Below are 25225 nucleotides of genomic sequence, written 5' to 3'. Positions count from 1 at the left end.
TAAAGTCCTCCTTTCAAAGAAAGTATGGACTTTATTTTAGTAAATTATTCTAATTTTTTTAAGTCATCAATGCTCTGTAAATTAAAACACCTTAAAAATTCTTCCGTAGTCCCATACAATATAGGATGACCGATGGTATCCAATCTGTCTACTTCCATAATAAGGTCTTTATCCAACAATGTAGCAATGGCTTTATCGCTTCTAACACCTCTTATTTCTTCGATTTGCTGTCTTGTTATAGGTTGGTTATATGCAATTATTGCCAAAACTTCCAGAGCAGCTTGCGATAATTCAAGCTCCTTTTCCATCCTGTAAAATTCAGATATATATTTATGAAACTCAGGGTTTGTACACATTTGATAGCCGTCGTTCAATTTTGATATCATGATACCCCTTTTTTTTACCTTGGCTTCTTCATTTATTTGATCTATAAGCAAATTCAATCTTTTTTCATCTAATGAAAAAAAATCTATTAAATCTTTCTTTGAAATTTTAGAACCGGAAATAAAAAGTATACCTTCTATGATGCCTTTCAATTCGTCATCCGTCATTTATAACACCTCTCAAAATAATATCACCAAAAATTTTTTCTTGTATAGCACATAATTGGTTTAACCTGAGCATTTCTAATATGGCTAAAAAATATGCTATAATTTCACTTTTTTCATTGGATAAACTCACAAGGTAAAAAAAAGTTATTGTCTTTTTTATACTAATGATTCGCTTTAAATATTCTATCTTCTCTTCCACATTTAAAGGTTTTATATTTTTAATATGATCTAATGTAAACTGTTTTTGCCTTGCACTAATATTGTTCTTTTTTATAACTTTCGCATAAACATTTTTCAACTTTTCTACAGGAATTTTTTTTAACCTTACCTTTGATACGGCGAAATCATCTGAAAAAATAGTTTTATTTCTGTAAAATATCTTTCGAGATTTATATTTATTAACTAACGCTTGTGCATAAGATTTATATTTTTTATACTCAATCAATTTCTGCCTAAGAGCTTCTTTCGAATCAACTTCATCGATGCTCAATTGTATATTATTATTATCATTAGGAAGTAAGCTTTCAGACTTTAGCTTTAATAACGTAGATGCCATTAACAAAAATTCACTCGCCAGATCCATATCTATGGATTCCATGGTGCTAATATAATCGATATATTGATCTGCAATACTCGTTATAGAAATATCAACGATATCAACTTTTGCCTTTTCTATAAGATATATAAGTAAATCCAAGGGGCCTTCGAAATTCTCTAATTTTACCACATACTCCAACTTAAAACACCCTCATACGATTGATATAATCGATCTTAATCCAAAGTCTACAAGATTCACCAACGGTCCCATTACCCTTGATATAATACCTGTGAACAATAAAATAAGAAGTAATATTTGACCAAAATTTTCATATTGTTCTAAGACATAAGAATATCTATAAGGTAAAAGCGAATATAGTATCTTGGAACCATCTAAAGGCGGAACTGGGATAATATTAAATACGGCCAAGACAATATTATAAATATATAGTTGATGCAAAATTGGTCCTATTACCACCAACTCATAACCACCAGCGTATATTATTAAAAGGCTGACAAAAGCCATTAAAACATTCGAGAGAGGTCCTGCAATTGCTGTAAGAAATTCCCCTTTTTTTACATCCTTATAATACATAGGATTTATCGCAACAGGCTTTGCCCATCCAAATCCTATTATCCAAAGGGTAAGAAAACCTACGGGATCTATATGTGCCAGGGGATTTAAAGTCAATCTCCCCTGTGCTTTTGGAGTGGGATCACCTAATTTATATGAAACTACAGCATGAGCATATTCGTGAAACGACATAGCCAGTAAAAGTGCAGGTATACGGTATAAGTATATTAAAATATCCACAAAATTCCCCTCACTTTATTTAAAGTACTATTATTATACAATCTGTATTATTTTAAATCAAGGCTTTGTTTTTGGTTTAAACAATATGCTGAATATATAACCAAAAACCACTGCAGCACCCAGTCCACCCGCACTTGCTTGAAATCCTCCTGTTAATACTCCTATCAATCCTTCTTTTTTTATGGCTTTTATTGTACCCTGTACGAGAGAATGCCCAAACCCTGTCAGCGGAATTGTAGCTCCTGCACCGCCAAAATCCACCAAACGTTGATATATACCTAATCCACTTAAAACAGCTCCCGCCACCACATATACCACAAGTACTCGGGCGGAAGTCAATTTAGTTTTGTCTATAAGAATTTGGGCTATCACACAAATAAAACCTCCTACTACAAAGGCTTTTAAATAATCCATAAAATCACCTCATTTCGATTGTTACAGCATGAGCAATACCAGGAATAGACTCTCCTTGCTGACTGCTTGTTGTTGAAAGCAATGCTCCTGTAGCCATAAAGAGCACTCTTTTAAAAGTACCTTTTTTTATTTCTGTTAAAATATAACCATTTAAAACTACTGCTGAACACCCACAACCGCTACCACCGGCATGGGTATCCTGTCTCTCGCAATCATATATTTCAATTCCACAGTCGGTATAAATATTGCTAATATCTATGCCATCTTTTTTTAATAGTTCCAAAGTTAAATCCTTGCCTATTTTTGCCAAATCTCCGGTTATAATTAAATCATAATCATCAGGGCCAAAACCTGTGTCACTAAAATGAGTTTTAATAGTATCAACAGCGGCGGGTGCCATAGCTGCTCCCATATTGTTGGCATCTTTTATACCCAGGTCCAAAACTCTACCTGTTGTTATATAAGTTATATATGGACCATCACCAGAAGACGAAAGAACAGTGGCCCCAGCACCTGTAACCGTCCATTGAGCCGTTAAAGGCCTCTGCGTGCCCAATTCCAGAGGAAACCTATACTGTCTTTCGGCTGATGAAAAATGACTTGATGTAGCTGCAATCACATAATCTGCAAAACCACCATCTATAAGTAATGCTCCAAGACTTAATGATTCACTCATTGTAGAACACGCGCCATATAGACCAATATAAGGTATTTGGAGTTGCCTTGCCGTAAAACTCGACGAAATTATTTGATTCAAAAGATCTCCTGCCAAAAGATAGTCTACGTCGGCAGTAGTTATCTTGGCTTTTTGCATTGCCAGTATTATAGCGTTTTGTAGCATCTTACACTCAGCTTTTTCCCAGCATTTTTCCCCTAGATAATCATCTTGCTCTATTTGGTCAAAATATTCCTTTAAAGGTCCATCACCTTCTTTTGGACCAACTACCGATGCATATGCAATGATAGAAGGTGGATTTTGCAATTTAACCGTCTGTTTGCCTATTTTCTTGACTGCCATAATAATATCACCTCTCTGCTTTTAAAATTTATCAACCAGATAGTATATCAAACCGATTATTGCCGCTGTACTTATTCCAAAAACAATAACAGGACCTGCAATTTGAAACATTCTGGCACCAACACCAAATACCAATCCTTCTCTTCTAAATTCTATAGCAGGTGATACAACAGAATTAGCAAACCCCGTTATAGGCACAATAGACCCTGCTCCAGCTCTTTTACCAAGCAGATCATACCAGCCTAAACCGGTAAAAAAAGCGCCTAAAAATACCATTATAATTGAAACAGGTGTTCCGGCATCTTTAGGATTCATACCCTTTGATATAAAGTAATTCAAAAAAAACTGCCCCAGTACACATATCAAACCACCAACAGTAAATGCCCAGACTATATTCTTTAATAATGTGGGTTTAGGTTCTTTTTGATTGACTAGTTTTTGATATTCTTTTTCATCAATAACCTGCTTTGTTCTATCCATAAATAACACCTTCCTTAAACACCGGTATAATAATGAGCACCAGAAGGTGCCCACTGTTAAAAGTTATTATTATCCACCCTATACGCCACTTCAATATTCGCCTTATATTCCACTATTTTGCCATCCTTTACATTTGCCGTTTGATTTTTTACTTCAATTCCAGAAATATTCTTTATTGTCTTGGACGCTTCTTGTACAGCTTTTTGTATAGCATCATCCCAACTAATAGTTGAATCACCTACTATATTTAAGACATTTACAACAGCCACTGTGATACCTCCTTTAATTGTGATACATTTATATATTTTGTTATTGCAATTAAAACTATTCATTATTGACTAAGCTACTAAATTATAAAAAGGATTATAAAAGAATGCCTTTAACATCTTTTATAATCCTCTGATGTAACCAATCTAGCCTTTTCAGGTATTTTAGTATTAGATTTGTTTATATAATAGAACCATGTGGTAGTACCTAATATGGTTAATAATAAAATTATTAAAACAGATTTCCATTTAAAATTATTCCTCATAAACAACCACCTCTGTGATTATTATGAGATTCTAAAAAATTTTTATTCAAAATGCTTTAATCCTGGCATAGCTCCTTTCTTAACTTAGTCAATATTTTCTTTTCCAGTCTTGAAACTTGAACTTGTGAAATTCCTAATGCAGCTGCTATTTCAACCTGCGTTTTTTCCTGAAAATACCTCATAATTATTAAATTCTTTTCTGATTCGTCTAAAGAGTTTAAAACATTTTTTAGAGCTATTCTATCCACTATACTTTCATCAATTTGATCACTGCTTATTATTGTATCCATCAACACTTTTGATTCGTCTTCGTTTACATAATCATATAAATAGTCAACTGACGAACTGGAATCAATAGCCATAATAATGTCATCTACAGGGAGATGTAATTCATCAGCTATTTCGTTTATTGTAGGATCTCTATTAAGCTTTTTTGCCAAATTATCTCTAACGTATTTTACTTTGGTTGATGTTTCTTTTAATGAACGGCTTACTTTTATCATGCCATCATCTCTTAAAAATCGTTTTATCTCACCCATAATTATTGGTACAGCATATGTAGAAAATTTTACATTATAATTACAATCAAACTTTTTTATAGCTTTTATAAGTCCAACACAACCTATCTGTACCAAATCTTCTGCATCATAACCCCTATTATAAAATCTCTTTACTATGCTCCATACCAATGCCATGTTGTTGTTAATTATAGTTTCTTGAGCCTTTTCATCACCTTGCTGGGCTTTTTTTAGATATTCTCTCAATACTTCATCAGGCATTACAGAGGAACCATCGGACATTGTCTCAACTCCTTCTGATCCTCTTGGTCATCACAACCTTGGTACCTTTGCCCAATTCTGAATAAACATCTAAACTGTCCATAAAAGTCTCCATAATAGTGAATCCCATACCGGAGCGTTCTAATTCAGGTTTTGTTGTAAATAATGGCTTTCTCGCTTGAGCAACATCTTCAATACCTTTACCTTCATCAATGACCTCGATTTCTACCGTATCATCGTCTAAGAGCCTTGCAATCATTTTTATATAGCCATTTTTTCCTTCATAACCATGTATTATAGAGTTGGTAACAGCTTCTGAAACAGCTGTTTTAATATCCGCAAGCTCCTCAATAGTCGGATCTAATTGAGATACAAAAGCAGCAATTACTATTCGAGCAAAGGCTTCATTTTGAGACTTACTCATGAACTCTATTTTCATTTCGTTTTTTATACCCATTTAAGTTCCCCCTCGTCCCTAATTATTTTAAATAGCCCTGAAATGTCAAAAATTTTTCTAACCTGTGGATTAACATTTACTACAGCTAAATCTATCCCCATCGACTTTAATATTTTGTATCTCCCTATTAATACGCCAATCCCGGAACTGTCCATAAAATTTAATTTTTTCATGTTCAATATTACTTTATCATAGTTTTTCCCTCTAATACTTTCATCTATCTGCTCTCTAAATATTTCAGATGTATGATGATCTAACTCACCTTCTATAGATATAAGGAGCGTACTATCATATTCATTAATATTTAACAACATATCTTGCCTCCCTCCTTTAAGAAATATATTCTACATAAGTATGTAATTTCCTGCTATTAATGTAAAAAATCTCTCATATACGAGAGATTTTTTATATCCAATCACCTAAAATTCGCATGTAATAATCTATAACACCTGCTTTTTTAACAGATCGATCAGAAACCAACGGCAATCTGGAAATTTCTATACCATTTTTATATACAACTATTTCACCTATTTTTTCTCCTCTTCGTATTGGTGCTATGATTTTCTGCGGTAATATAATTTTCTTTTTTATGCTTTCATCTTCACCTTTTCTGATAAGTATGTTTGAATTATTTGATGCTATAGCATTAACTTTATCTATCAACCCTTTTTCAACTTTTATCTCCTCTATAACCTGACCTTTGTCAGCAACTTTATAAGATTTATAATTGGCAAATCCATAATCCAATAATTTTGACGCTTCATTAAACCTATGCTTAGAATCGGGAGCTCCAAATACTACAGCTATTAACCTCATACCATTCCGTAAAGCCGTTGCCGACAAACAAAATCCCGCTTCATCCGTTGACCCTGTTTTTAAGCCATCTGCTCCCTTATAAAATCTAACAAGCTTATTGGTATTAGCCAAACCAAACTTTCCACCTCTTAAACTATCCAGATATATCTTTGTCCATCTCAGGACACCTGGATGCTTTGTTATCAACTCCCTGGACATAACTGCCACATCGAATACACTGGTATAATGATCTTTTTCCGGAAGTCCTGTACAATTTGTAAAGTGTGTATTTTTTAATCCCAGTTCTTTTGCTTTTTTATTCATCATCTTTACAAACATTTCTTCAGTGCCGGCAATATATTCAGCCAAGGCAACTGTAGCATCATTTCCAGACGCAATAGCTACTGCTTTCATCAAATCGTCTACTGTCATTTCTTCCCCTGGTGCTAGATAAATCTGAGAACCGCCCATATCACTGGCATGCTCGCTGGCCGTTACCATATCAGTTGTTTTTATTTTGCCAGAATCAATTGCTTCCATAAAGAGTATCATACTCATTATTTTCGTAATACTGGCCGGTGGCAATCTCTTGTGGGCATTGTTTTCATATAATACTTTCCCGCTTCCGGCATCCATTAAAATAGCCGCTTTTGATGTAAATTTAAAATCAATCGTCTCCTCATTTACTGTATCATTTTGAGCAAAAGCAAATTGGGACGCATTAAAAGACATTATCATAACAAGGGCAATAGTCAAAATACACTTAATGCGCTTCATTAACTTTCCTCCTAACTTTTACTTTTATATTCAATATTTATATTGCCCTTGCAGTTTAAATTTATTACAACACAGTTTAAATAAAGCGACAGCATGTCAGGCGAATTATATAAGACGCCTAAATTGCATACACAATAAGCATGGGAACCATATATGCTTCTATAAGCGATCCTATAACTATAAGTCCACATATTAGCAAGGAGGTAATGGTGTATTGCATAAATCCATCCCAGTACCTATTTAGGTATATCTTTCTATTCTTAATGGTGCGAGCAGAAAAAAGTATGCCATTAACACTTAACATAAGAAAACCTGGGATTATAAATACATTCTGTGGAAAGATAGCTATACTGGAAAGTGCTATGCCCTTCATTGACAATGCGTCTATTAAAAATCCTACCGTATAACCAATTAAAAAACCTTTAAATAAAAGCAATATAATTATAACCGGGATGCCAAATACTGTTGCCCCAGATATCCAGAATGTAAAAAACAGAATAAGGTTATTTTGTAGTGAAACCTTAAAAATATGCTGGTTGTCCAAATTTTGAGTTTTGAATGTCTCTAAAAAACTATTGAAATATTGAAGAAGGTCTTTCTTTTGTCCCTCATCAAGGGCTTTTATGGAAAAGCTACCTGTTGTTATTCCTATAGCCAGGCAAACAATACATATAAGGTATAAAATGCCATTTTGCCTTATATCGTTTTTGATACTATTCCCAAGTTTTTTTGACAAACTACTCATCCTCCCGGCATGTATTCTATATAAATACTATGCCAGCTCATATATTTATATGACCATATACACCTCCGCCACCTGCTTTTATGGAAACGGCCCCTTTTCTAGCTCTAATAATATTTTCCGCAGCTTTTTTGCCTGCAACTTTCTGTATTTCATCAAATGAAGCATTATGAAGTACGTACAATTCACTATGAAAATAATCTAATAGCTTATCCCGTGTAACTTTGCCAATACCCGGGATAAATTCTAACGGCATATTATAAATGTATTTAGGCCTAAAAGTTGGATGAATCACTTCTTGATCTTTTATGGTCATTAAACGATCTAAAACACCTATAACTACCTCTGTGCTACCACACTTATTACATCGATGTTGAGGAGGTTGACCATCGACAACCATGTTACATTTAAGGCAATATGTCCGATGATATTTGCCTAATCTCGGATCAAGCCCATAATTAGCAATTATTTTTCTACCCTCACGATTTTGTAATACCATAAGTAATTCGGCAAAAGTGGGCTTTATCATATAAAATATATTAAATTCTCTGGCAATCTTATTCAATGAGTGAGCATCTGAATTACTTAAAAAAACCTTCGAATTCAATTCCTTAAGCATATCGGCCATATTTGAATCGGCACTTAGACCCAGCTCTATAGCGTAAATTTTATCATAATACTTATCAAAGGTCCTGGTAAGAGAATCGGTACAATTACCATATAAGCTTTTAAAAGGCGTGAAGACATGAGCCGGTATAAAAATGCCATCGTGATCTAATACAGCTTTTACTAGTTCTATTATGGACAGATAACATCTTTGTGTGCTTAAATTTATATTTTTTATATAATTCTTTATATACGAGGCAAATGCGGTTATTTGGCTTAACCCCGGGAAAAAACAAAGACAATGTGCTACTCCATCACCCACCGTTAATTCCAACTCTGCACCGACTATGACGGTTGTTTTACCGCAACGAAACCCTCCATCCTGAAGTTCGTCCATAAGGCCTTTATATATTAATTCCTTTATCTCGCTTAATACTGAAGGAACAAGACAATCCACAATTCCTACAATATTGATTCCCTTTTTTAATTCGCACTCTTTTATCGTGTTCAAAAGTGTTAAATCGCGAGAAGCAGTTATTTTAACAACTTTTTCTTTACTGGAACCAATGTGAACATGAAGATCTGCTGAAAAGTTATTCATAGTTTACCCCCGTCAACCTAATGGCATAATGTATTCCTATTATAGTTTTTGCATCTTTAAATTCTCCTCTCTTCAACATCTGAGCAGCATCTTCTAATTTTAAGTGTTCAATTCTTATAAATTCATCATCGTCAGGAGCTATTTGACCTTTTTTCAAATCAGTAGCGTAATATAAAAATATTTTCTCATTAGAAAATCCAGGAGTTGTATAAAATTCACATATATACTGCCATTTGTCTGCAGTATATCCGGTTTCTTCTTTTAATTCCCTGATCGCACAATTTAGCGGATCCTCATTTTCTATTTTCCCCGCAGGTATCTCAAGTAAATCACCTTCAATGGCCTTTCTAAACTGTCTTACCATTATTAAACTTCCATTGTCCACTGCAATAATAGCTACGGCTCCCCTGTGTTCAACAACTTCCCTCAGCGATGTTTTGCCATTTTCCAACTCTACCTGATCAACTCGAAGATTTAAAATCTTCCCTTTATAGACATATTCTGATTTAAGAGTTTTTTCTCTAAACATGTAAATTTCCTCCTGTTTTGTATTTTTTATACGCTGCTAAAACCGTTGCGGCACAGCTATTAAAGAATTCAGGTTCTTCAGCATACCCTCTCCCCATCGTAGAAAAATTATAATTAAAATACTTATTAGCGTCGGCTAAAAATGAACCATCTTCATAAATCACATTATGTTTTTCGTCTATATGAGATTCTTTTATTTGAGAGTGCACATAATCCATTTTTCTCTTATCCATTTTGGGTATCACAACCGTGCAACTGGTTTTGGCTATCTCACTTAAAACCGTTATAGTGTGATGACTTATTCCTTTGTGCCTTAGACGCTTATCGCCAAACTGGATACGAGGTATCAGATAAGGAATTCCTCCTAAGGTATTTACGGCATCAATTATATATCCTTGCTCTATTCCTGAAAAGCCATACTTTGTACCTGTTCCGGCGATTCCTGGCCCCATCATTATCAAAGTAATATCCGCTTTTGATACGGCGTATGATGTAATAAGGCCTGTATATACATTTATAGCATCAAAATCCCCGCCGAAAGCATTTCCTACAGTAATAGTAGCATTTAGTATACCATCTTTTTTTAATTCTCTGACCACATTGCTAAAACTTATAGGTAGTGCTGCACCATCTGTCATTATATATGAAATTTTTATATCCCTGTCTAAGTATTTTAAGGCAATACACGAGGGTGCTAGCATGCTATGAAGCTCTCCTATTATCACAGGCATGCCATTTAATGTAGTAAATTTATTAAATTTATCGTGATATTGGCTCTGTTGCTCTTCTACAGCCATAACCTTTAACTGCATTGGAGTATACCGTAATTTCATAATATGCCCCTTGTTATCTATATCCCTTTCAGGTCGACTATAATTTGTTATAACAAAGTGATATCCTCCAGATCCAAGACCCAGTGACACAGCTGTAGTATTTAGAACCACTGTATCACCGCACCCTATATTTCCTGTTAAATAATTATAATTAATAGCCTTATATTTCTCTCCGGCTATTTCTACTGTTAAAATAGATATAGCTTCATCTAGCATATTTACCTCTAAAACCTTTCCCAGTTTTATTTCTATCATAAGTACACCTCACTCAAAAGCAAGTATGTTTAAAGCCTTATAAGTGGCCTCATCTATTAGATGCGTATAAGGTAATCTTTTGTCTTTTTTGAATTTTAACAATGCATTCTTTAAATCCTCTTCATATATTCCATCAACAGGCCCTTTATAATATCCTAATCTCTTTAACCTGATCTGTACTTGCATAATAGCTGAATTTCTATCGCCAGGTCTAAACTCCACATAACCATGACCCAAAGGACCATATGGTCCACCTACGATGACTACCAATGTTCCAATTTTTACATGCGAATACAAATCTTCTACGTCAGTGTTTCTCATTCTAAAACATCCATGAGATGCTGCCCAACCTATTGAACCGGGCTTATTAGTTCCATGTATACCGTACTTACCAAAAGGTACGTCTAGGCCCATCCAACGAGTTCCAAAGCCTCCACCCCAACTATCTTTATGTATTATTTTGAATGAACCAATAGGCGAAGGCGTTTCTGGTTTTCCTACAGCAACTAAGTATCTTTTTACAATTTTATTGCTATCGATATCAATTAAATAAAGAGTTACTTCATCTATATCAATAAGAATCATATAATCATTTTTAGTAGCAGGTAGATATTTTCTACTGTATTTTGAAACGTAATTTGCATTAATTCCAACAGTAAAAAAAAACATCAGTACTATAACCATAACCCACTCCAATTTTCTCATAAGGACGCCCCCTACCATTTCAACTTCTATATTATTTTACATATCAGGGAGCACCAAATAGACCTATATTCTACCTAATTCATCGAAAAATTTTAATATAGAATTACTCTCAATTAATTTTGTTATAGAATACTTTTCTGCTATAATTTGCAGCAAAATCAACAACAATGCAATTATTAATCTAATATCAAAACTAAAAGAAATTGCCGTGTATACACCTACAACCGATCCCAATAAATTTGACCCTGTATCTCCTAACATCGAAAAAGCTTTTATATCCCTAGGAAAGTAAGCTGCCACAAAACCCATTACTGGAATCAATAACCATATATTTTTATGCGCAAAAATAGCAAATAGAACAAATAAAAGAATAGAGACCTTTAGAGCTCTCCCAGGACGCAAATCCATTAAATTTAATGTATTAGTAAATAAGGCAATTAAAACGGTATTAATAAATATATCTATGTATGTACTTGATACTATAACAGATATAAAAAGTGCTGTAAGAAAACCTATAACGGCTTTTAATCCCCCTGTAGTCATATGATAGTGTATAAGCTCTTTTATGTGCCCTTTAAAGCCTTTAACACCTTTTTGCCCTATCAAATCGTCCAATAATCCAACTAAAGCCATAAAAACAGCACTTAATATTACAACGATAACCTTTATATCCTTTGAGATAAAATATAAAATTGTTCCTACCAAAATAACCACAGGGATAGCTGCGATACCCATTCCTGTAGGTATATTCTGCCCTTTATAATTGACACAGGTACAATTCAATTCAACAAACATGCTTTCAATTAAAGGTATAAATAAAAGCGATAACAAAACGCTTAATATAAAAAGCAACAAAAAAATTATCAATGTCATACATTTATCGCCTTCTTCACCAAAGTAATAAATATCTCTTTGAATTGAACACCCCTGTGCAAAAATCCTTTTAGATCTCTTGCGGTCTCATTATGAGCCATATTCACATCTACCTCTTTTATGCGATACCCCTTGCGCAGAATATCAATAGTCATACCTACTTCTATTCCAAAGCCGTGAGAAAAAGGCATTAAATCTTTTATAACGACTTTCTTAAAAGCCCTTTGACCAGATAATACGCTGTGTATATATTTTCCCGTAAGCGCCTTTACTCCATATCTTGATAAACTTTTTACCAAACCAAATCCGCCTTTTTTAGTACTTTTTGGAAATCGAGCGATAGTGACATCTGCTTCATCATTTTTGATCGGATTGATTAACTTTATCGCTTCTCTAGCACTACTACCTAAATCGGCGTCGAGAAACACTATAATATCGCCATTGGCGTGTTTTATTCCTTCTTGCAATGCCTCGCCTTTACCCCTATTGGGCATAAGATCGATGACCTTAACGCCAAATCTTTTCGCTATATCAGAAGTATCATCTGTAGAACCATCATTTATTATTATAATTTCACAGTCTTCTATTTCTAGCAAACTTTTAATCGTATCAGCAATACGCTCTCCCTCATTATAAGCGGGTATCAAAATACTTATCACATTCTCACCTACTTTGAATTGTTTATATCTGGCAGCAAGCCAGAAGTAGCAGACTTTTTGATACCGTAATTGCCAGGTTCATTTTTTATCGCAAATACCAGGGCTGTTTTACCATATATTAAATCTATATCATCTACAGTAGATAATCTTAATTTTTTATAATAATCTATATACGAAAATGTTACATCTGATCTTTCAATACCTATTATTGGCACATTCTGTTGTTTTAAAAGTTTTATCAGTGGTATATCAATTAATTCAGGATAGTTTGTTTTTTGTAAACTTCCACCACAGATGATAACATAGTCAGGCTGAACGTTAAAATACCCTGAAAAATCTATTACACCTTCACTTTTCAAAAAATTTAATACGTCTATATCAACTTTTTTGGTGAGAGCCTGATTTATTTTTTCCACTACATATTGGACCACTTTGTCTTGAGATATATTTTCACCTTTAATTGCAGCGTAATTAATAATTTCCTGTTTTTTTACATCATCATTTATCAAAATATATGGATAAATACGAATTTCACTGACTACATTACCACCAGCACTTTTAATGGTAGATTTTATGCCTGTATACAAATAATCATCATTGGTCTCTATTATTGCTATATTCAAGTCTTTCAACTTTCCTTCGATCAAGCGCGGGTATACTGCATTTATAAATGAATCGTTTAATTTTAATTGAGCATTAAGGTCCTTTATTTGATTTTTAAGATTATTATTTTCGTTCGAAAATTGATTGAATTTTTTCTCAAGTTCATTGATCAATGAATCCTGTTGCTGTACAAATATATCTTGTCCATCTAACATAAAGCCAATATAAATCCCTATTCCTAATGCCATAAATATTGCCGCAATAGTAATAACATAATATTTTAAGTTAATAAACATCTAAATCCTCCTATAAACCAAAAATTAATTTGATTCTTAAAGCTATAATTTTTAATAACTGCTGCATAGGTGTAGATATCATACTTATCACTATTATAGGCATCAATGCAGATAATAAAAGCCCAACTATATAACTTAATTTTAAATTGCTTCGATATAATTTGTTAACACCTTTAGCATCTACTAATTTTGAGCCAATCTTCAACCTTACCAAAAAAGTACTGGCCATACCCTTTCGCCCTTTTTCTAAAAAGTCTATCATACTCGAATGACTCCCAACTGCAACTATCAAATCCGCCCCTTTTTCATAAGCCAATAACATAGCAATGTCTTCACTCGTACCTGGTGCAGGAAATACATGGGCATCCAATCCAAGTTCTTTAACCCTTTTAAGTCCCGGCGCTCTCCCATCCGGATAAGCATGAACTACAATTTCTTTAGACGATAATAAGCCTTTATCGCTAACGCTGTCCATATCTCCTACAACAATATCAGGTTTGAAACCAAATTCCAACAAAGCATCTGCTCCACCATCTACCCCGATCAAAACAGGTTTCACTTCCTGAATATAATATCTAATTGTCATTAAATCTTCTTTATATTCTTTTCCCCTTACTACTACTAATACATGCCTATTGCGTATACGGGTCTTTATAGGTGGAATCGGAATATTTTCAGTGATAAAGTATTTTTCTTTCTTCGCATAATCAAGAGTATTTTCGATAAACTTATCTAATTCTTCTTCTAAGTTTTTTTGAGCTTCCTGTTGCATGTAATTAATTACTTCACTTGTTAGAACCATGCCCTTGGCAATCACATTGCCATTGTAATAAACCTCATTATCGATGATTTCAATTTCGTCTCCATTTTTCACGATATCAAAAATACCTGTTCCTACATTGTCTAACATAAATATGCCCGCTTTGTGTAGTATTTTAGGCCCCTGGTTTGGATACTTACCGGATATAAACCTGCTGGCATTTATAACTGCTTTCACCTTGGCATCCACCAGCGATTCCGCCGCTACCTCATCTATATCACAATGATCTATTATGGCAATTTCTCCAGGTTTCAATCTTTTTACTAAATTCTTTGTTTTTTTATCCAACTGAGCTCTTGCTTTTATATACATCTTACTTCCTCCATATCATAATCAATAAAATTATATCACAAATATAGATAGGTTAAAATAACTACAAACAAAAAATAGAACCACTAAATGGTTCTATTTCCATAATTTTTTTACTGTGACACCTCTAAAATAATATTTTATTATATCTTCTGCAGAAAATCCTCTTTTTGCCATAGTATTCGCACCCCATTGTGACATTCCAACGCCATGACCCCACCCTTTTCCTGATATAATAAAACCATTATTTGTTGTTTTTATATCGGTAATAAGTGTGGACCTGAACTTATCAGGATTAAGGGCTAATCTTAACTCTGGGCCACCAATTAATGTGTCATCTATTTTAAAAACTTCTGCTCTACCCGAAGGCCCTTTTTTAACAATTTTTATAGATCTGACATCACTCACGTTATATCCCAATGTCTTTAAGGCATTTTTAATTTCATCCTTACTAAAAGTATTGCTCCAATTTAAAACGCTTTTTTCTATAGTAGGATAATCCTTAACTACAGTTAAATAAGGGGTAGGTTCTTTAGTGAAGTTTAAACCTTCTTTGGCTGTAGCTGTTCTGCCACCTGAATATGAATGAAAATATGCATTTATATATTTGTTATTGTACATTATAACTTCTCCTCTTGTAGCTCTTACAGCCTTGCGGATGTTCTCATTTATATTTGAAGGATTATACGCTTGAAATTCTTTTGGATCTGTACTAGCATCGGTTCCATGAACCGTTTTTCCTCCAGCCATTTTTTTTAACGTGAATGTTCGCGCTATTATAGCTTGAGCTTCTAGTACCTGTTGCGGCCAATAATTTTTTACTTCACCAGCTACTACTCCCAAAATATAGTCTTCTATTTTCATATTTTCGACCTTGTTTTTATCCGCAATATAAACAGTTATAGTGGGCTCTGGTTTATAAGCTTTTGGTGTCACAAATGGTTTCTTCTTCGCCACGTTACATGACACTATAAGACTCAGGAGAGATATTAAAAAAATGAAAAATATAAATATCTTTTTCCGAATTTTACAACACCTCCTGAGTCTATTTTAAACACTATCATCCAACTTTATTCATATTAAGCTGAAGACGTAGTTTATCTGCTATAAATGCTATAAATTGAGAATTTGTTGGCTTACCCTTATATTCGTCAATAGTACTTCCAAATATGTTATTTATTGTTTCTAGTTTACCGTGACTCCAAGCCACTTCAATAGCATGCCTTATAGCTCTCTCAACTCTACTTGGCGTTGTATTATATTTAATCGCAATTTTAGGATATAACTCTTTTGTTATTGCGCCTATCATTTCTACATTGTTTATAACCATATAGATGGCATCTCTTATATATAGATAACCTTTTATATGTGCTGGTATCCCTATTTCTTGAATAATCTCTGTTATTTTAGCTTCCAAATTAGCTGTATCAAGCTCAGGTTTTAACCCTTCATTATAATCATTATTTAAAGGAAGCATAAATATATCCTTTATTCTTCTATAAAGCGTATTTAAATCAAAAGGTTTAAGAATATAATAGTCTACATTTAAATTTATAGCCATTTGCGTTATTCTTTCCTGCCCTACAGCAGACAATACTATTATTTTAGGCATTTTTAGAAGATTAAGCGATTTAATCGTTTCTAAAACGCCTAGTCCATCTAAATACGGCATTATAATATCAAGCAATACCAAATCAGGATTAAGCTCCATAATCAATTTTATGGCCTGGTTTCCATCATTGGCTACACCAATCACGTCTATATCTTCCTTATTATTGAAATAATCTGTTAATATAGAACAAAATTCTTTATTGTCATCTACTATTAACAACTTAATCAATTTTATCCTCCCTCACCCTGCTTTTTATTACTTTATCGTAATTCTACACCAAATCTAAAATTCCTCCTTTTTTTTCCATAAATTATTTTTTGTTTAATTCATCTATCATCCACTCAATATAAATACCATATCCTCTGGTTGGATCGTTTACAAAAACGTGCGTCACCGCCCCGACCAATTTCCCATCTTGAATTATCGGACTGCCACTCATCCCTTGTATGATACCACCAGTATGCTTTAATAAATAAGGATCTGTAATTTTTATTATCATGCTCTTAGGATTAGGTTGATCCTGTTTTACAACTTTTTGTATCTCAATGCTGTATTCCCTTACCTTGCTATCATCAATCATAGCTAATATCTTAGCAGGACCAGGCTTTACCTGAGACTGATATCCTATAGGATACAAATTTTCTGTTAAATTATCTTTGTTATATAAAGTCCCATAGATACCATATTTAGTATTCTTTTCTATTTTCCCAATGCTATCTTTCCCTTCAATAAATATGCCTTTAATTTCCCCTGGTCTGCTTTTATAACCCTGTTGAATAGATGTTATATGTGCATGCATAATTTCTCCATCTTTTATATTAAGCATCTGCCCTGTATCCATATCTGTAATTGGATGACCCAATGCTCCAAATTTATTGTTACTAGGATCTACAAAGGTTAACGTGCCAATTCCTGAGGTATGATCTCTTACCCAAAGACCCAACTTATATTCTCCATCATCTTTTGACTTTATAGGATTTACTTTTAAATCAATAATTCTTTCATCTCTTTGAATCTGCAATGATAATGTCCTGCCCCCTTTTTCTCTTAGAATACTAACAATACTATCGCTATCTTTTATATCTAAACCATCTATTCTCAAAAGTATATCACCTATTCTAATACCTGCTTGCTTTCCTGGGCAATACACTTTCCCCGATGTTCCGATGATATCAGAAAAACCTACTACAATAACACCTTTAGTATTGATTCTTACACCTATAGGTTGTCCCCCAACAATAACGTATTTTTTAGGAACAATATCCAACATTACATTTTTTACCGGGATTATTCCAAATAACTTGAGGTTTACTACTGCATGTCCAATGTCTTCAGATTTTATACTGAATCTTGTCAACGATGGCAAGTATCTTTCTTTATGCACCGCCACATTATTGATTTTTATTATGCCTTGCTTATCTGCTCTTACTGTTATAGAAAGAGGAAAACCGATGTTAAATCTGGATTCTTCCCCCTCCAATATTATTTGATGAGCAGGAATTTGTATAAAGTTTGTTATTATCGGCGTATTATTTAATATTAATATCAAAATTATAACAATGGCACAAACAATTTTTTTTAATCGCACAAATACCACTCTCCTCATTGACTTACAAATATAAAATTTCCTTTGAGAGTGGCATTTATACTTGTAAAAAAGACCTATTGAGCTATTTTTTCTTTTAATTTATTTGCTATTGCTATCATTTCTTTAGAATGGGATATGGACAATGGAGTTATATTGTCTCCACTGATAATCCTGGATATCTCATAAATTCTACCTCTATCATCTAATTTTTCCACTTTTGTATATGTTCTATTATCAGTTATAACCTTTCGGATATAATAATGAGTATCCGCCAGACTGGCTATTTGTGGCATATGTGTGATACATATAATCTGTCTTTTTAAAGATAACTCTAAAATTTTTTCTGCCACGGCCTGTACAGCTTGTCCACTTATACCTGTATCTATTTCGTCGAAAATAAGAGTATCAATGCCATCTACTTCTGAAAAAACTTTTTTAAACGCTAACATTATTCTAGACATTTCTCCACCTGACGCGACCTTAGACAACGGTTTTAATGGTTCCCCAGGGTTTGTGCTTATCATAAATTCTACGCGGTCTATTCCATCTGCCGATATCTCTTTCTCATCAAAATGTACTTTGAATAAAACCCCTCTAATACCAAGCTGATCAAGTTCTTTTGATACCATATTTTCTAGCTCTTCTGCAATTTTACGTCTCATATTTGACAATTTTCTGCTAAAACTCAGCAAATCTTCCTTTATTCTTGCTTGCTTTTGACGCATTTCCTCTAATATATGTGCGTTATTTTCTATTCGCTCTATTTTTAATTGTAACTCGGATTTATAAGCGATTAACTGCTCGATAGTTTTTCCATATTTTCGCTTCAAATCTGATAAAAAACCAAGTCTCTCCTCTATCTTGTTTAATTCTTCAGGATCAAAGTTTAAACCTTCCATATAATGCCTTAATGATCCGGATATGTCCTCTATTTGATAGTATAAATCATTTAAACGATTTAACATATTCTCAATTTCTTTGTCGTACTGAGATACATTTTTCAATTTATTAATAACTTCACCCAATTCATCTATGACACTTCGTTTATTTTTATTATCATATAGTGTAGAATAAGCGTAGAAAAGTGCATCATATATTTTTTCAGCATTGGTCATTACCTTTCTAGCTCTCAATAATTGTTCTTCTTCCTCCGCTTTTAAATTCGCCGCATTGATTTCATTTAACTGATATTTAATAAATTCTTCTTCTAGAGGATTATTCCCTTCTTCCTGTAATCTCCTTATTTCTCTATCGTACTCCATATACGTATTATATAAATTGTTTACATGTTTCTTTAGTTCATCTAATTCACCACTGCCAAAAGCATCCAACAAACTTTGATGGGTTGACCAATCGAACAACATTTGGTATTCATCTTGGCTATGGATATCTATGAGTTTTTGTGCAAAATATTTAAGTGTAGATATATTTACTGTTTTATTATTTATTTTACATCTATTTCGACCATTTAACATAAGTTCTCTATATACGATAATAAAATCATCCTCTGCATCATAAAATCCCATTTCTTTAAGTTCATCTATAACCCTATTTTTTTCATCGACTTCAAATATGGCTTCAACCTCAGCTTTACTGCACCCTGTCCTTATCATATCCTTGTCTGCCCTACCACCCAACACAAAACTCAGAGCTTCAATAATTATAGATTTACCAGCTCCTGTTTCTCCGGTTATGATATTTAAGCCTTTATCAAAATTTATCTCTAGATTATCTATTAAAGCAAAATTTTTAATTGAAAGTGAAACAAGCAATGGATATCACCCTCAATCTATTTTATAAGACTTTTAAACCTAGATAAAATTTCATTAATATTTTTGACATCTCTCACGAGCACAAATATAGTATCATCCCCTGCTAAAGTACCTACTATATCTCTAAAATTCAAAGCATCTATCGCAGCAGCTGCTGCCATAGCTGTACCTGAGAGGGTTTTCAGTACAATAATGTTACCAGCGTAATCTATAGAAACTAAAGATTGAGATAATAGAGTTACCAGTTTATTGCTTACATCCTCTTCTGTCTTATTAAGGGATACATACCTGTATCTACCTTCTTCATCCATAACTTTTACTAATCTAAGGTCCTTAATATCTCTTGATATGGTAGCTTGTGTCACGTTAAATCCACTTTTTCTCAATTCATCCACAAGCTCATCCTGGGTTTCAATAGGCTTTTCCTCTATTAATTCAAGTATTTTAGCATGTCTCGACATTTTCATAAGATGCTTTTCCTCCCGTCACTCTCGATTTATTTCAGATAATTTATTTCTCAATAATTCAAAAAATGACTTTTTTTCTATTCTTATAAGCATACTTTCATATTTTGATTTTTTAATAATTACTGAATCGCCTTTTTCTAGTTTATAACCAACCTGTCCATCAACGGTCAGCATTATATCCAGGTTACTATCTAAGATATCTACTCTCACTTGCGAGTCCGCAGAAACTATTATTGACCTGTTGTAAAGCGAATGAGGACATATCGGCGTTACAATAATCAAATGGACGTCTGGTTTAACAATCGGACCCCCAGCAGAAAGCGAATAAGCTGTTGAACCGGTAGGACTTGATACTATTAAACCATCTGAAGAATACGTATCAACAATTTCGCCATCTATATAAGTCCTCAGATGAATAACTCTGGAAAAAGCACCTCTTGTTATCACAATATCGTTAAGTGAATGATATTCTTGTAAAACCTCATCGTGCCTGATAAGTTTACATTCCAGCATCATCCTCTTATCAATTGTGTAATCCCCATCTATAGCTATTTTTAGAGCCTTGTACAGATCTTTTAATTCAACTTCTGCCAAAAATCCTAAACGCCCCATATTTATACCTAATACGGGTTTTTCATATATAGAAGCTTTCCTTGCCACATTAAGGATTGTCCCATCTCCACCCAAAACCACAATAAAATCTGAAGCAAAATAAAGCTTATCATTATTTTCTGTTATAACAATACATCCTTCTTTTTTAAGCCAATCAATACATGCATTTGTAATCTTTAAATCTTTATCCTTTTGTTCATTAGTTATTATTCCTACTGTTTTCATCTGCCTCTTCCTTAATTATAAATTTCTATGAGCTTCTTTTACCACATCTGTTATTTTTTTATCTATATTTATGTTAGCATTACCTTTTTTAAGATGAATAAAAAACTCAATATTTCCTTCAGGTCCCCTAATAGGTGAATAGGTAAGGTTTAATAATGTCATACAATTTTTTAAAGCTTCGTCAATCACACTTTTTAGTACTGCTTCGTGCACTCTAGGGTCTTTGACAACACCTTTTTTACCCACATACTGTTGTCCAGCTTCAAACTGTGGTTTTACTAAAGATATTATGTCACCATCCGTAATAAATTCAGAAACTACAGGTATTATTTTTTTTACAGATATAAACGATACGTCGATTGTTACTATATCTATAGGATCAGGAATATCACACCTTTTAAGGTATCTAGCGTTAGTTTTTTCCATACAAACAACTCGCTTATCGTTACGTAGTTTTCTATCTAATTGGGCATATCCAGCATCAATTGCATAAACTTTTGCTGCACCATTTTGTAAAAGGCAATCGGTAAACCCACCTGTAGAGGCTCCTATATCCATCGCTACTTTACCTTCAACAGAAATGTTAAAAACTTTTAGAGCCCTCTCAAGCTTAAGGCCACCTCTGCTGACATATGGTATAATATCACCCTTTATAGTTATATTCACATTGCTATCAACTTTTGTTCCAGGTTTATTACATACAATTCCATCTACGTACACATTACCTGACTTTATATTAGCTTGTGCTTTTTCTCTAGATTCATAATAGCCTCTTGATACCAGTAGAACATCAAGTCTTACTTTTTCCATAATCATCTCTCTCTAATAGAAATGAAATGATTTGTTCCGCAATCGATTCAGCATTCATACCATAATATTTAAAAACATCCTCTATCTTACCATGACATATAAATTGGTCAGGCCATCCTATAACCTTTGTAGGAATATTATAAATAAACTTTTCGCTCAACAGCTGAATGATACTGCTCCCCATCCCTCCTATTTTTACATTGTCTTCCATTGTCACAAGATGTCGTGTCTTCAAAACAGATGCTATAATTGTATTTTCATCTAGAGGTTTTATAATGCGGGCATTGATCACTTCAGGAAATAAATGCTTTGATTTCAAAATTTCTGCTGCCTTCAATGCGATTTCTACCATCCGTCCTTCGGCTACGATGGTTACATCGCGGCCTTCTTGTAATATCTCTGCCCTGCCGTCAAAAAGAATAGATGAACTGTCCTTTGTATAACGACAGTTTCCCCTTGGATATCTTATAGCCACAGGTTTATTTAATGTCAACGCATATTTAAGCATCGCCGATAATTCATTACCATCTTTTGGCGATAAAATAATCAAATTAGGAATATGACTAAGATATGATAAATCAAAGATACCATTATGTGTCTCCCCATCTTCTCCTACTACACCAGCCCTATCTATGGCGAAAATCACAGGAAGTTTTTGAAGACAAATGTCGTGTACAATTTGGTCATATCCCCTTTGTAAAAATGTTGAATAAACAGCAAACACGGGCCTTAGACCTGCTGCTGCCATACCCCCTGCCATAGTTACAGCATGCTGTTCAGCTATACCTACATCAAAAAAACGATCAGGAAATTCTTTTTTAAATCTCGTTAGTCCAGTACCATAAGGCATAGCTGCAGTAATAGCTACTATGTTTTTATCTTTTTTGGCAAGTTCAACCAGAGTATCTCCAAACACCTCAGAATATGTCTTGCCATTTTTTATGTTTATACATTCACCGGACTCTATATCAAAAGGTTCTATACCGTGATAATATTCTGGATCATTTTCTGCATTTTTATATCCTTTCCCTTTTTTAGTTATAACATGTACCAAAACAGGGCTTTTTACCATTTTTGCTGAGCTTAAAACTTCTTTTAGCGCAGATATATCGTGTCCATCAATAGGTCCAAAATATGTAAATCCAAGATTTTCAAAAATCATACCTGGTACCAATAATGACTTTATACTATTTTTGAACCTCTGTAATGTATTAGAAAGTATTGAGCCTATTTCAGGTATCCGATTTAACACTTTATCAATATCTGCTTTCATCTTAAAATAAGCAGGATCTGTTCTCAATTTGCTTAAATATATTGATAAACTACCCACATTATGGGATATCGACATCTCATTGTCATTTAATATAACCATCAACTGAGTTTTTGTGCGCCCTGCGTCATTAAGAGCTTCAAAGGCCATACCTCCTGTGAGAGCACCATCTCCTATTACCGCAACTACAAAATAATTTTCACCTTTTATATTTCTCGCCCTTGCCATGCCCAATGCCGCAGATATAGAAGTAGAACTATGGCCCGTACCAAATGCATCATAAGGACTTTCCTCAATCTTCGGGTACCCACTCAAACCTCCCAGTTGACGCAATGATGAGAAATCATCTTTTCTTCCGGTCAATATTTTGTGTACATATGTTTGATGTCCCACATCCCAGATGATCTTGTCTACAGGTGCATCAAAAACTACGTGCAATGCAATGGTAAGCTCAACAACTCCCAGATTTGACGCCAGATGTCCCCCAGTTTTAGATACTTTATCAATTAAAAAGCATCTTATCTCATCAGCTAATTGCGCTAATTCATCATTATTGAGTTGTTTTAAGTCCTTTGGTGTATGGATCTTTTCCAGCATACTATAACCTCTTCATTTTTTATTTCTGAATAAATCTATCTTTAAATAGTGAGATAACCAATATAACAATTTACCAACTAACAATATTATATCATTACTCTGACTTACGGCAATATTTTTTTCAGCCGCTTTTAAACCAATTGTCATAGCAGCAACTAAACTGCTTAAAACAGCGCTAATAATGGTCCTATCAAAATTAGTATTTTTAGAAAGTTCAAGTAGCATTATTCCTACAATAGTACCGCTTAATATGTTACATATATCTCCCATTATATCATTACAAAAATTACTAACTACCCCTGCATTTCGTATCAATTTTATAGCATGCTTTGCCCCCGTTACCTTGTTTGAAGCCATTGAATGAAAAGGTTTTTCTTCCGCTGCAGCTGCTGCTATTCCTATAATGTCAAATACCACGCCCAGGAGTATTATTATAATCAATAAAATAAAAGCCATGAGTAATCCTGCTTTACTGAGCAATATCTCAGAAACAGAACCTAAACTCATAGCTGTTACAAAGCTTATAATTGTCGCTGTAAAAGTCCACTTTATATTTACTTTCGGTTTCTTACTACTAGGCAAAATATACACCTCGCACCATCTATATGTAGTACGGAAGTGGCAGCATGCCAGATAAATTTTGCAGCTTAGGTCCAGTAGGATTTCCCAAATGGGTACCTCTTTGTCGCCAAAAAGGCGGTTTCCCTTTAAACCCATTTCTATCATGTCGCCAATGATAGGACTGGATTACCACTAAGACTACACTGTAATCTCTGACATGCCACTATATAAGTACAGTCTAGGAGCTTTCCTCAACAGCCTTACCAACCCCTAGCCTCTTTTGCAAAAAAGGTTTCAATGAGCAAAAATTTTATCTCTTAGGCCATCGAGATAAAATTCGAACCTCATCTCCACCTTTTTCACTCAAGGCAGGCTACACTGCTCACAGCTTTTAACCGCGAAACAGGTTTACCCCTAAGCCGTAATCCACCTCGGATTACATACTTAGGCCTCAACGGAAACAGGGTCAACGCCCACATGCCATTGTGGATCGCCCCATTTCCTTATCTCCCAGCACCAGCTCCCAACTGGGCGTTGGCAGCCAGCACAAGGAGCTTCATCGATATGCCCTTGACGGATTTTTAGGCCCGTCTTCAGGATTGGCAGTGCTGACTAGAATACTGCGCCACTTCCGCTCTCCACCAAGTACTGCATTCCAATTATAACATATAAATTTTCTATAATCAAATTTTATACGAAGGAGGGTAAGCTACTATAATGGAGAAAT

At 34.0% G+C, this 25225-nt stretch carries 29 protein-coding genes; all 29 read right to left on the bottom strand.

Annotation, left to right across the window (positions count from 1 at the left end; all coding sequences use genetic code 11):
* Positions 1–44: 44 nt before the first annotated feature.
* Positions 45–551: an SMC-Scp complex subunit ScpB gene (gene scpB, locus BUB87_RS02140; protein WP_073341453.1), complete on the bottom strand. Its 507-nt coding sequence runs from the start codon at positions 549–551 to the stop codon at positions 45–47.
* Positions 541–1278 carry a segregation and condensation protein A gene (locus tag BUB87_RS02135; protein WP_234945930.1) on the bottom strand — a complete coding sequence of 246 codons (738 nt, stop codon included), beginning with the start codon at positions 1276–1278 and terminating at the stop codon, positions 541–543. The genes scpB and BUB87_RS02135 overlap by 11 nt, the downstream gene beginning before the upstream one ends.
* A 21-nt stretch (positions 1279–1299) precedes the next feature.
* Positions 1300–1854, bottom strand: coding sequence for a site-2 protease family protein (locus tag BUB87_RS02130; RefSeq protein WP_073341492.1), 555 nt, complete (start codon positions 1852–1854; stop codon positions 1300–1302).
* Positions 1855–1959: 105 nt separating this feature from the next.
* Positions 1960–2316, bottom strand: a complete 357-nt coding sequence (gene spoVAE, locus BUB87_RS02125; protein WP_073341451.1) for a stage V sporulation protein AE — start codon at positions 2314–2316, stop codon at positions 1960–1962.
* A 4-nt stretch (positions 2317–2320) separates the two neighbouring features.
* Positions 2321–3334 carry a stage V sporulation protein AD gene (spoVAD, locus tag BUB87_RS02120; protein ID WP_073341450.1) on the bottom strand — a complete coding sequence of 338 codons (1014 nt, stop codon included), beginning with the start codon at positions 3332–3334 and terminating at the stop codon, positions 2321–2323.
* A 21-nt stretch (positions 3335–3355) separates the two neighbouring features.
* On the bottom strand, positions 3356–3814 hold the full coding sequence (gene spoVAC, locus BUB87_RS02115) for a stage V sporulation protein AC (RefSeq protein WP_073341449.1): 459 nt from the start codon (positions 3812–3814) through the stop codon (positions 3356–3358).
* 56 nt (positions 3815–3870) lie between these two features.
* Positions 3871–4083 (bottom strand): dodecin family protein, encoded by a 213-nt coding sequence (locus BUB87_RS02110; protein WP_073341448.1) that lies wholly within the window; start codon positions 4081–4083, stop codon positions 3871–3873.
* Positions 4084–4402: 319 nt separating this feature from the next.
* The gene (gene sigF / locus BUB87_RS02105; RefSeq protein WP_073341447.1) at positions 4403–5146 is read right to left on the bottom strand and encodes an RNA polymerase sporulation sigma factor SigF; all 744 of its coding nucleotides are present in this window, start codon (positions 5144–5146) and stop codon (positions 4403–4405) included.
* 4 nt (positions 5147–5150) lie between these two features.
* Entirely contained in the window at positions 5151–5582 is a 432-nt protein-coding gene (gene spoIIAB / locus BUB87_RS02100) for an anti-sigma F factor (protein ID WP_073341446.1), read from the bottom strand.
* Positions 5573–5896 carry an anti-sigma F factor antagonist gene (gene spoIIAA, locus BUB87_RS02095; protein ID WP_073341445.1) on the bottom strand — a complete coding sequence of 108 codons (324 nt, stop codon included), beginning with the start codon at positions 5894–5896 and terminating at the stop codon, positions 5573–5575. The genes spoIIAB and spoIIAA overlap by 10 nt, the downstream gene beginning before the upstream one ends.
* A gap of 91 nt (positions 5897–5987) precedes the next feature.
* Positions 5988–7154, bottom strand: a complete 1167-nt coding sequence (locus BUB87_RS02090) for a D-alanyl-D-alanine carboxypeptidase family protein (RefSeq protein WP_073341444.1) — start codon at positions 7152–7154, stop codon at positions 5988–5990.
* A 118-nt stretch (positions 7155–7272) separates the two neighbouring features.
* The gene (spoIIM, locus tag BUB87_RS02085; protein WP_073341443.1) at positions 7273–7890 is read right to left on the bottom strand and encodes a stage II sporulation protein M; all 618 of its coding nucleotides are present in this window, start codon (positions 7888–7890) and stop codon (positions 7273–7275) included.
* Between the two features lie 46 nt (positions 7891–7936).
* Positions 7937–9103, bottom strand: coding sequence for an endonuclease Q family protein (locus BUB87_RS02080; protein WP_073341442.1), 1167 nt, complete (start codon positions 9101–9103; stop codon positions 7937–7939).
* On the bottom strand, positions 9096–9632 hold the full coding sequence (locus BUB87_RS02075) for an NUDIX hydrolase (RefSeq protein WP_073341441.1): 537 nt from the start codon (positions 9630–9632) through the stop codon (positions 9096–9098). Before BUB87_RS02075 ends, BUB87_RS02080 begins: the two co-directional genes overlap by 8 nt.
* Positions 9625–10719, bottom strand: a complete 1095-nt coding sequence (locus BUB87_RS02070) for a DUF3866 family protein (RefSeq protein ID WP_073341440.1) — start codon at positions 10717–10719, stop codon at positions 9625–9627. The genes BUB87_RS02075 and BUB87_RS02070 overlap by 8 nt, the downstream gene beginning before the upstream one ends.
* 9 nt (positions 10720–10728) lie before the next feature.
* Positions 10729–11424, bottom strand: coding sequence for a L,D-transpeptidase family protein (locus BUB87_RS02065; RefSeq protein ID WP_084110774.1), 696 nt, complete (start codon positions 11422–11424; stop codon positions 10729–10731).
* 63 nt (positions 11425–11487) lie between these two features.
* Positions 11488–12297 (bottom strand): MraY family glycosyltransferase, encoded by an 810-nt coding sequence (locus BUB87_RS02060; protein ID WP_073341438.1) that lies wholly within the window; start codon positions 12295–12297, stop codon positions 11488–11490.
* A complete protein-coding gene (locus tag BUB87_RS02055; protein ID WP_073341437.1) occupies positions 12294–12956 on the bottom strand; it encodes a glycosyltransferase family 2 protein in 663 nt (220 codons plus the stop codon). The genes BUB87_RS02060 and BUB87_RS02055 overlap by 4 nt, the downstream gene beginning before the upstream one ends.
* Before the next feature lie 8 nt (positions 12957–12964).
* Positions 12965–13855 carry a copper transporter gene (locus tag BUB87_RS02050; protein ID WP_073341436.1) on the bottom strand — a complete coding sequence of 297 codons (891 nt, stop codon included), beginning with the start codon at positions 13853–13855 and terminating at the stop codon, positions 12965–12967.
* A 10-nt stretch (positions 13856–13865) separates the two neighbouring features.
* Positions 13866–14987, bottom strand: coding sequence for a putative cytokinetic ring protein SteA (gene steA, locus BUB87_RS02045; protein ID WP_073341435.1), 1122 nt, complete (start codon positions 14985–14987; stop codon positions 13866–13868).
* A 93-nt stretch (positions 14988–15080) separates the two neighbouring features.
* Positions 15081–15920: a SpoIID/LytB domain-containing protein gene (locus BUB87_RS02040; protein ID WP_084110772.1), complete on the bottom strand. Its 840-nt coding sequence runs from the start codon at positions 15918–15920 to the stop codon at positions 15081–15083.
* 124 nt (positions 15921–16044) lie between these two features.
* A complete protein-coding gene (gene spo0A, locus BUB87_RS02035) occupies positions 16045–16830 on the bottom strand; it encodes a sporulation transcription factor Spo0A (RefSeq protein ID WP_073341433.1) in 786 nt (261 codons plus the stop codon).
* 76 nt (positions 16831–16906) lie between these two features.
* On the bottom strand, positions 16907–18184 hold the full coding sequence (gene spoIVB / locus BUB87_RS02030; RefSeq protein WP_159432349.1) for a SpoIVB peptidase: 1278 nt from the start codon (positions 18182–18184) through the stop codon (positions 16907–16909).
* A 74-nt stretch (positions 18185–18258) separates the two neighbouring features.
* The gene (recN, locus tag BUB87_RS02025) at positions 18259–19956 is read right to left on the bottom strand and encodes a DNA repair protein RecN (protein ID WP_073341431.1); all 1698 of its coding nucleotides are present in this window, start codon (positions 19954–19956) and stop codon (positions 18259–18261) included.
* A 17-nt stretch (positions 19957–19973) separates the two neighbouring features.
* Entirely contained in the window at positions 19974–20423 is a 450-nt protein-coding gene (locus tag BUB87_RS02020; RefSeq protein WP_073341430.1) for an arginine repressor, read from the bottom strand.
* Between the two features lie 18 nt (positions 20424–20441).
* Positions 20442–21260 carry an NAD(+)/NADH kinase gene (locus tag BUB87_RS02015; protein ID WP_073341429.1) on the bottom strand — a complete coding sequence of 273 codons (819 nt, stop codon included), beginning with the start codon at positions 21258–21260 and terminating at the stop codon, positions 20442–20444.
* Positions 21261–21275: 15 nt separating this feature from the next.
* A complete protein-coding gene (locus BUB87_RS02010) occupies positions 21276–22076 on the bottom strand; it encodes a TlyA family RNA methyltransferase (protein ID WP_073341428.1) in 801 nt (266 codons plus the stop codon).
* Positions 22051–23937 (bottom strand): 1-deoxy-D-xylulose-5-phosphate synthase, encoded by a 1887-nt coding sequence (gene dxs / locus BUB87_RS02005; RefSeq protein ID WP_073341427.1) that lies wholly within the window; start codon positions 23935–23937, stop codon positions 22051–22053. Before dxs ends, BUB87_RS02010 begins: the two co-directional genes overlap by 26 nt.
* Positions 23938–23949: 12 nt before the next feature.
* A complete protein-coding gene (locus BUB87_RS02000; RefSeq protein ID WP_073341426.1) occupies positions 23950–24519 on the bottom strand; it encodes a hypothetical protein in 570 nt (189 codons plus the stop codon).
* Positions 24520–25225 lie beyond the last annotated feature (706 nt).

The organism is Caldanaerobius fijiensis DSM 17918 (genome assembly GCF_900129075.1).
GTDB lineage: Bacteria > Bacillota > Thermoanaerobacteria > Thermoanaerobacterales > Caldanaerobiaceae > Caldanaerobius > Caldanaerobius fijiensis.
This window is presented reverse-complemented; position numbering and strand designations above follow the sequence as displayed.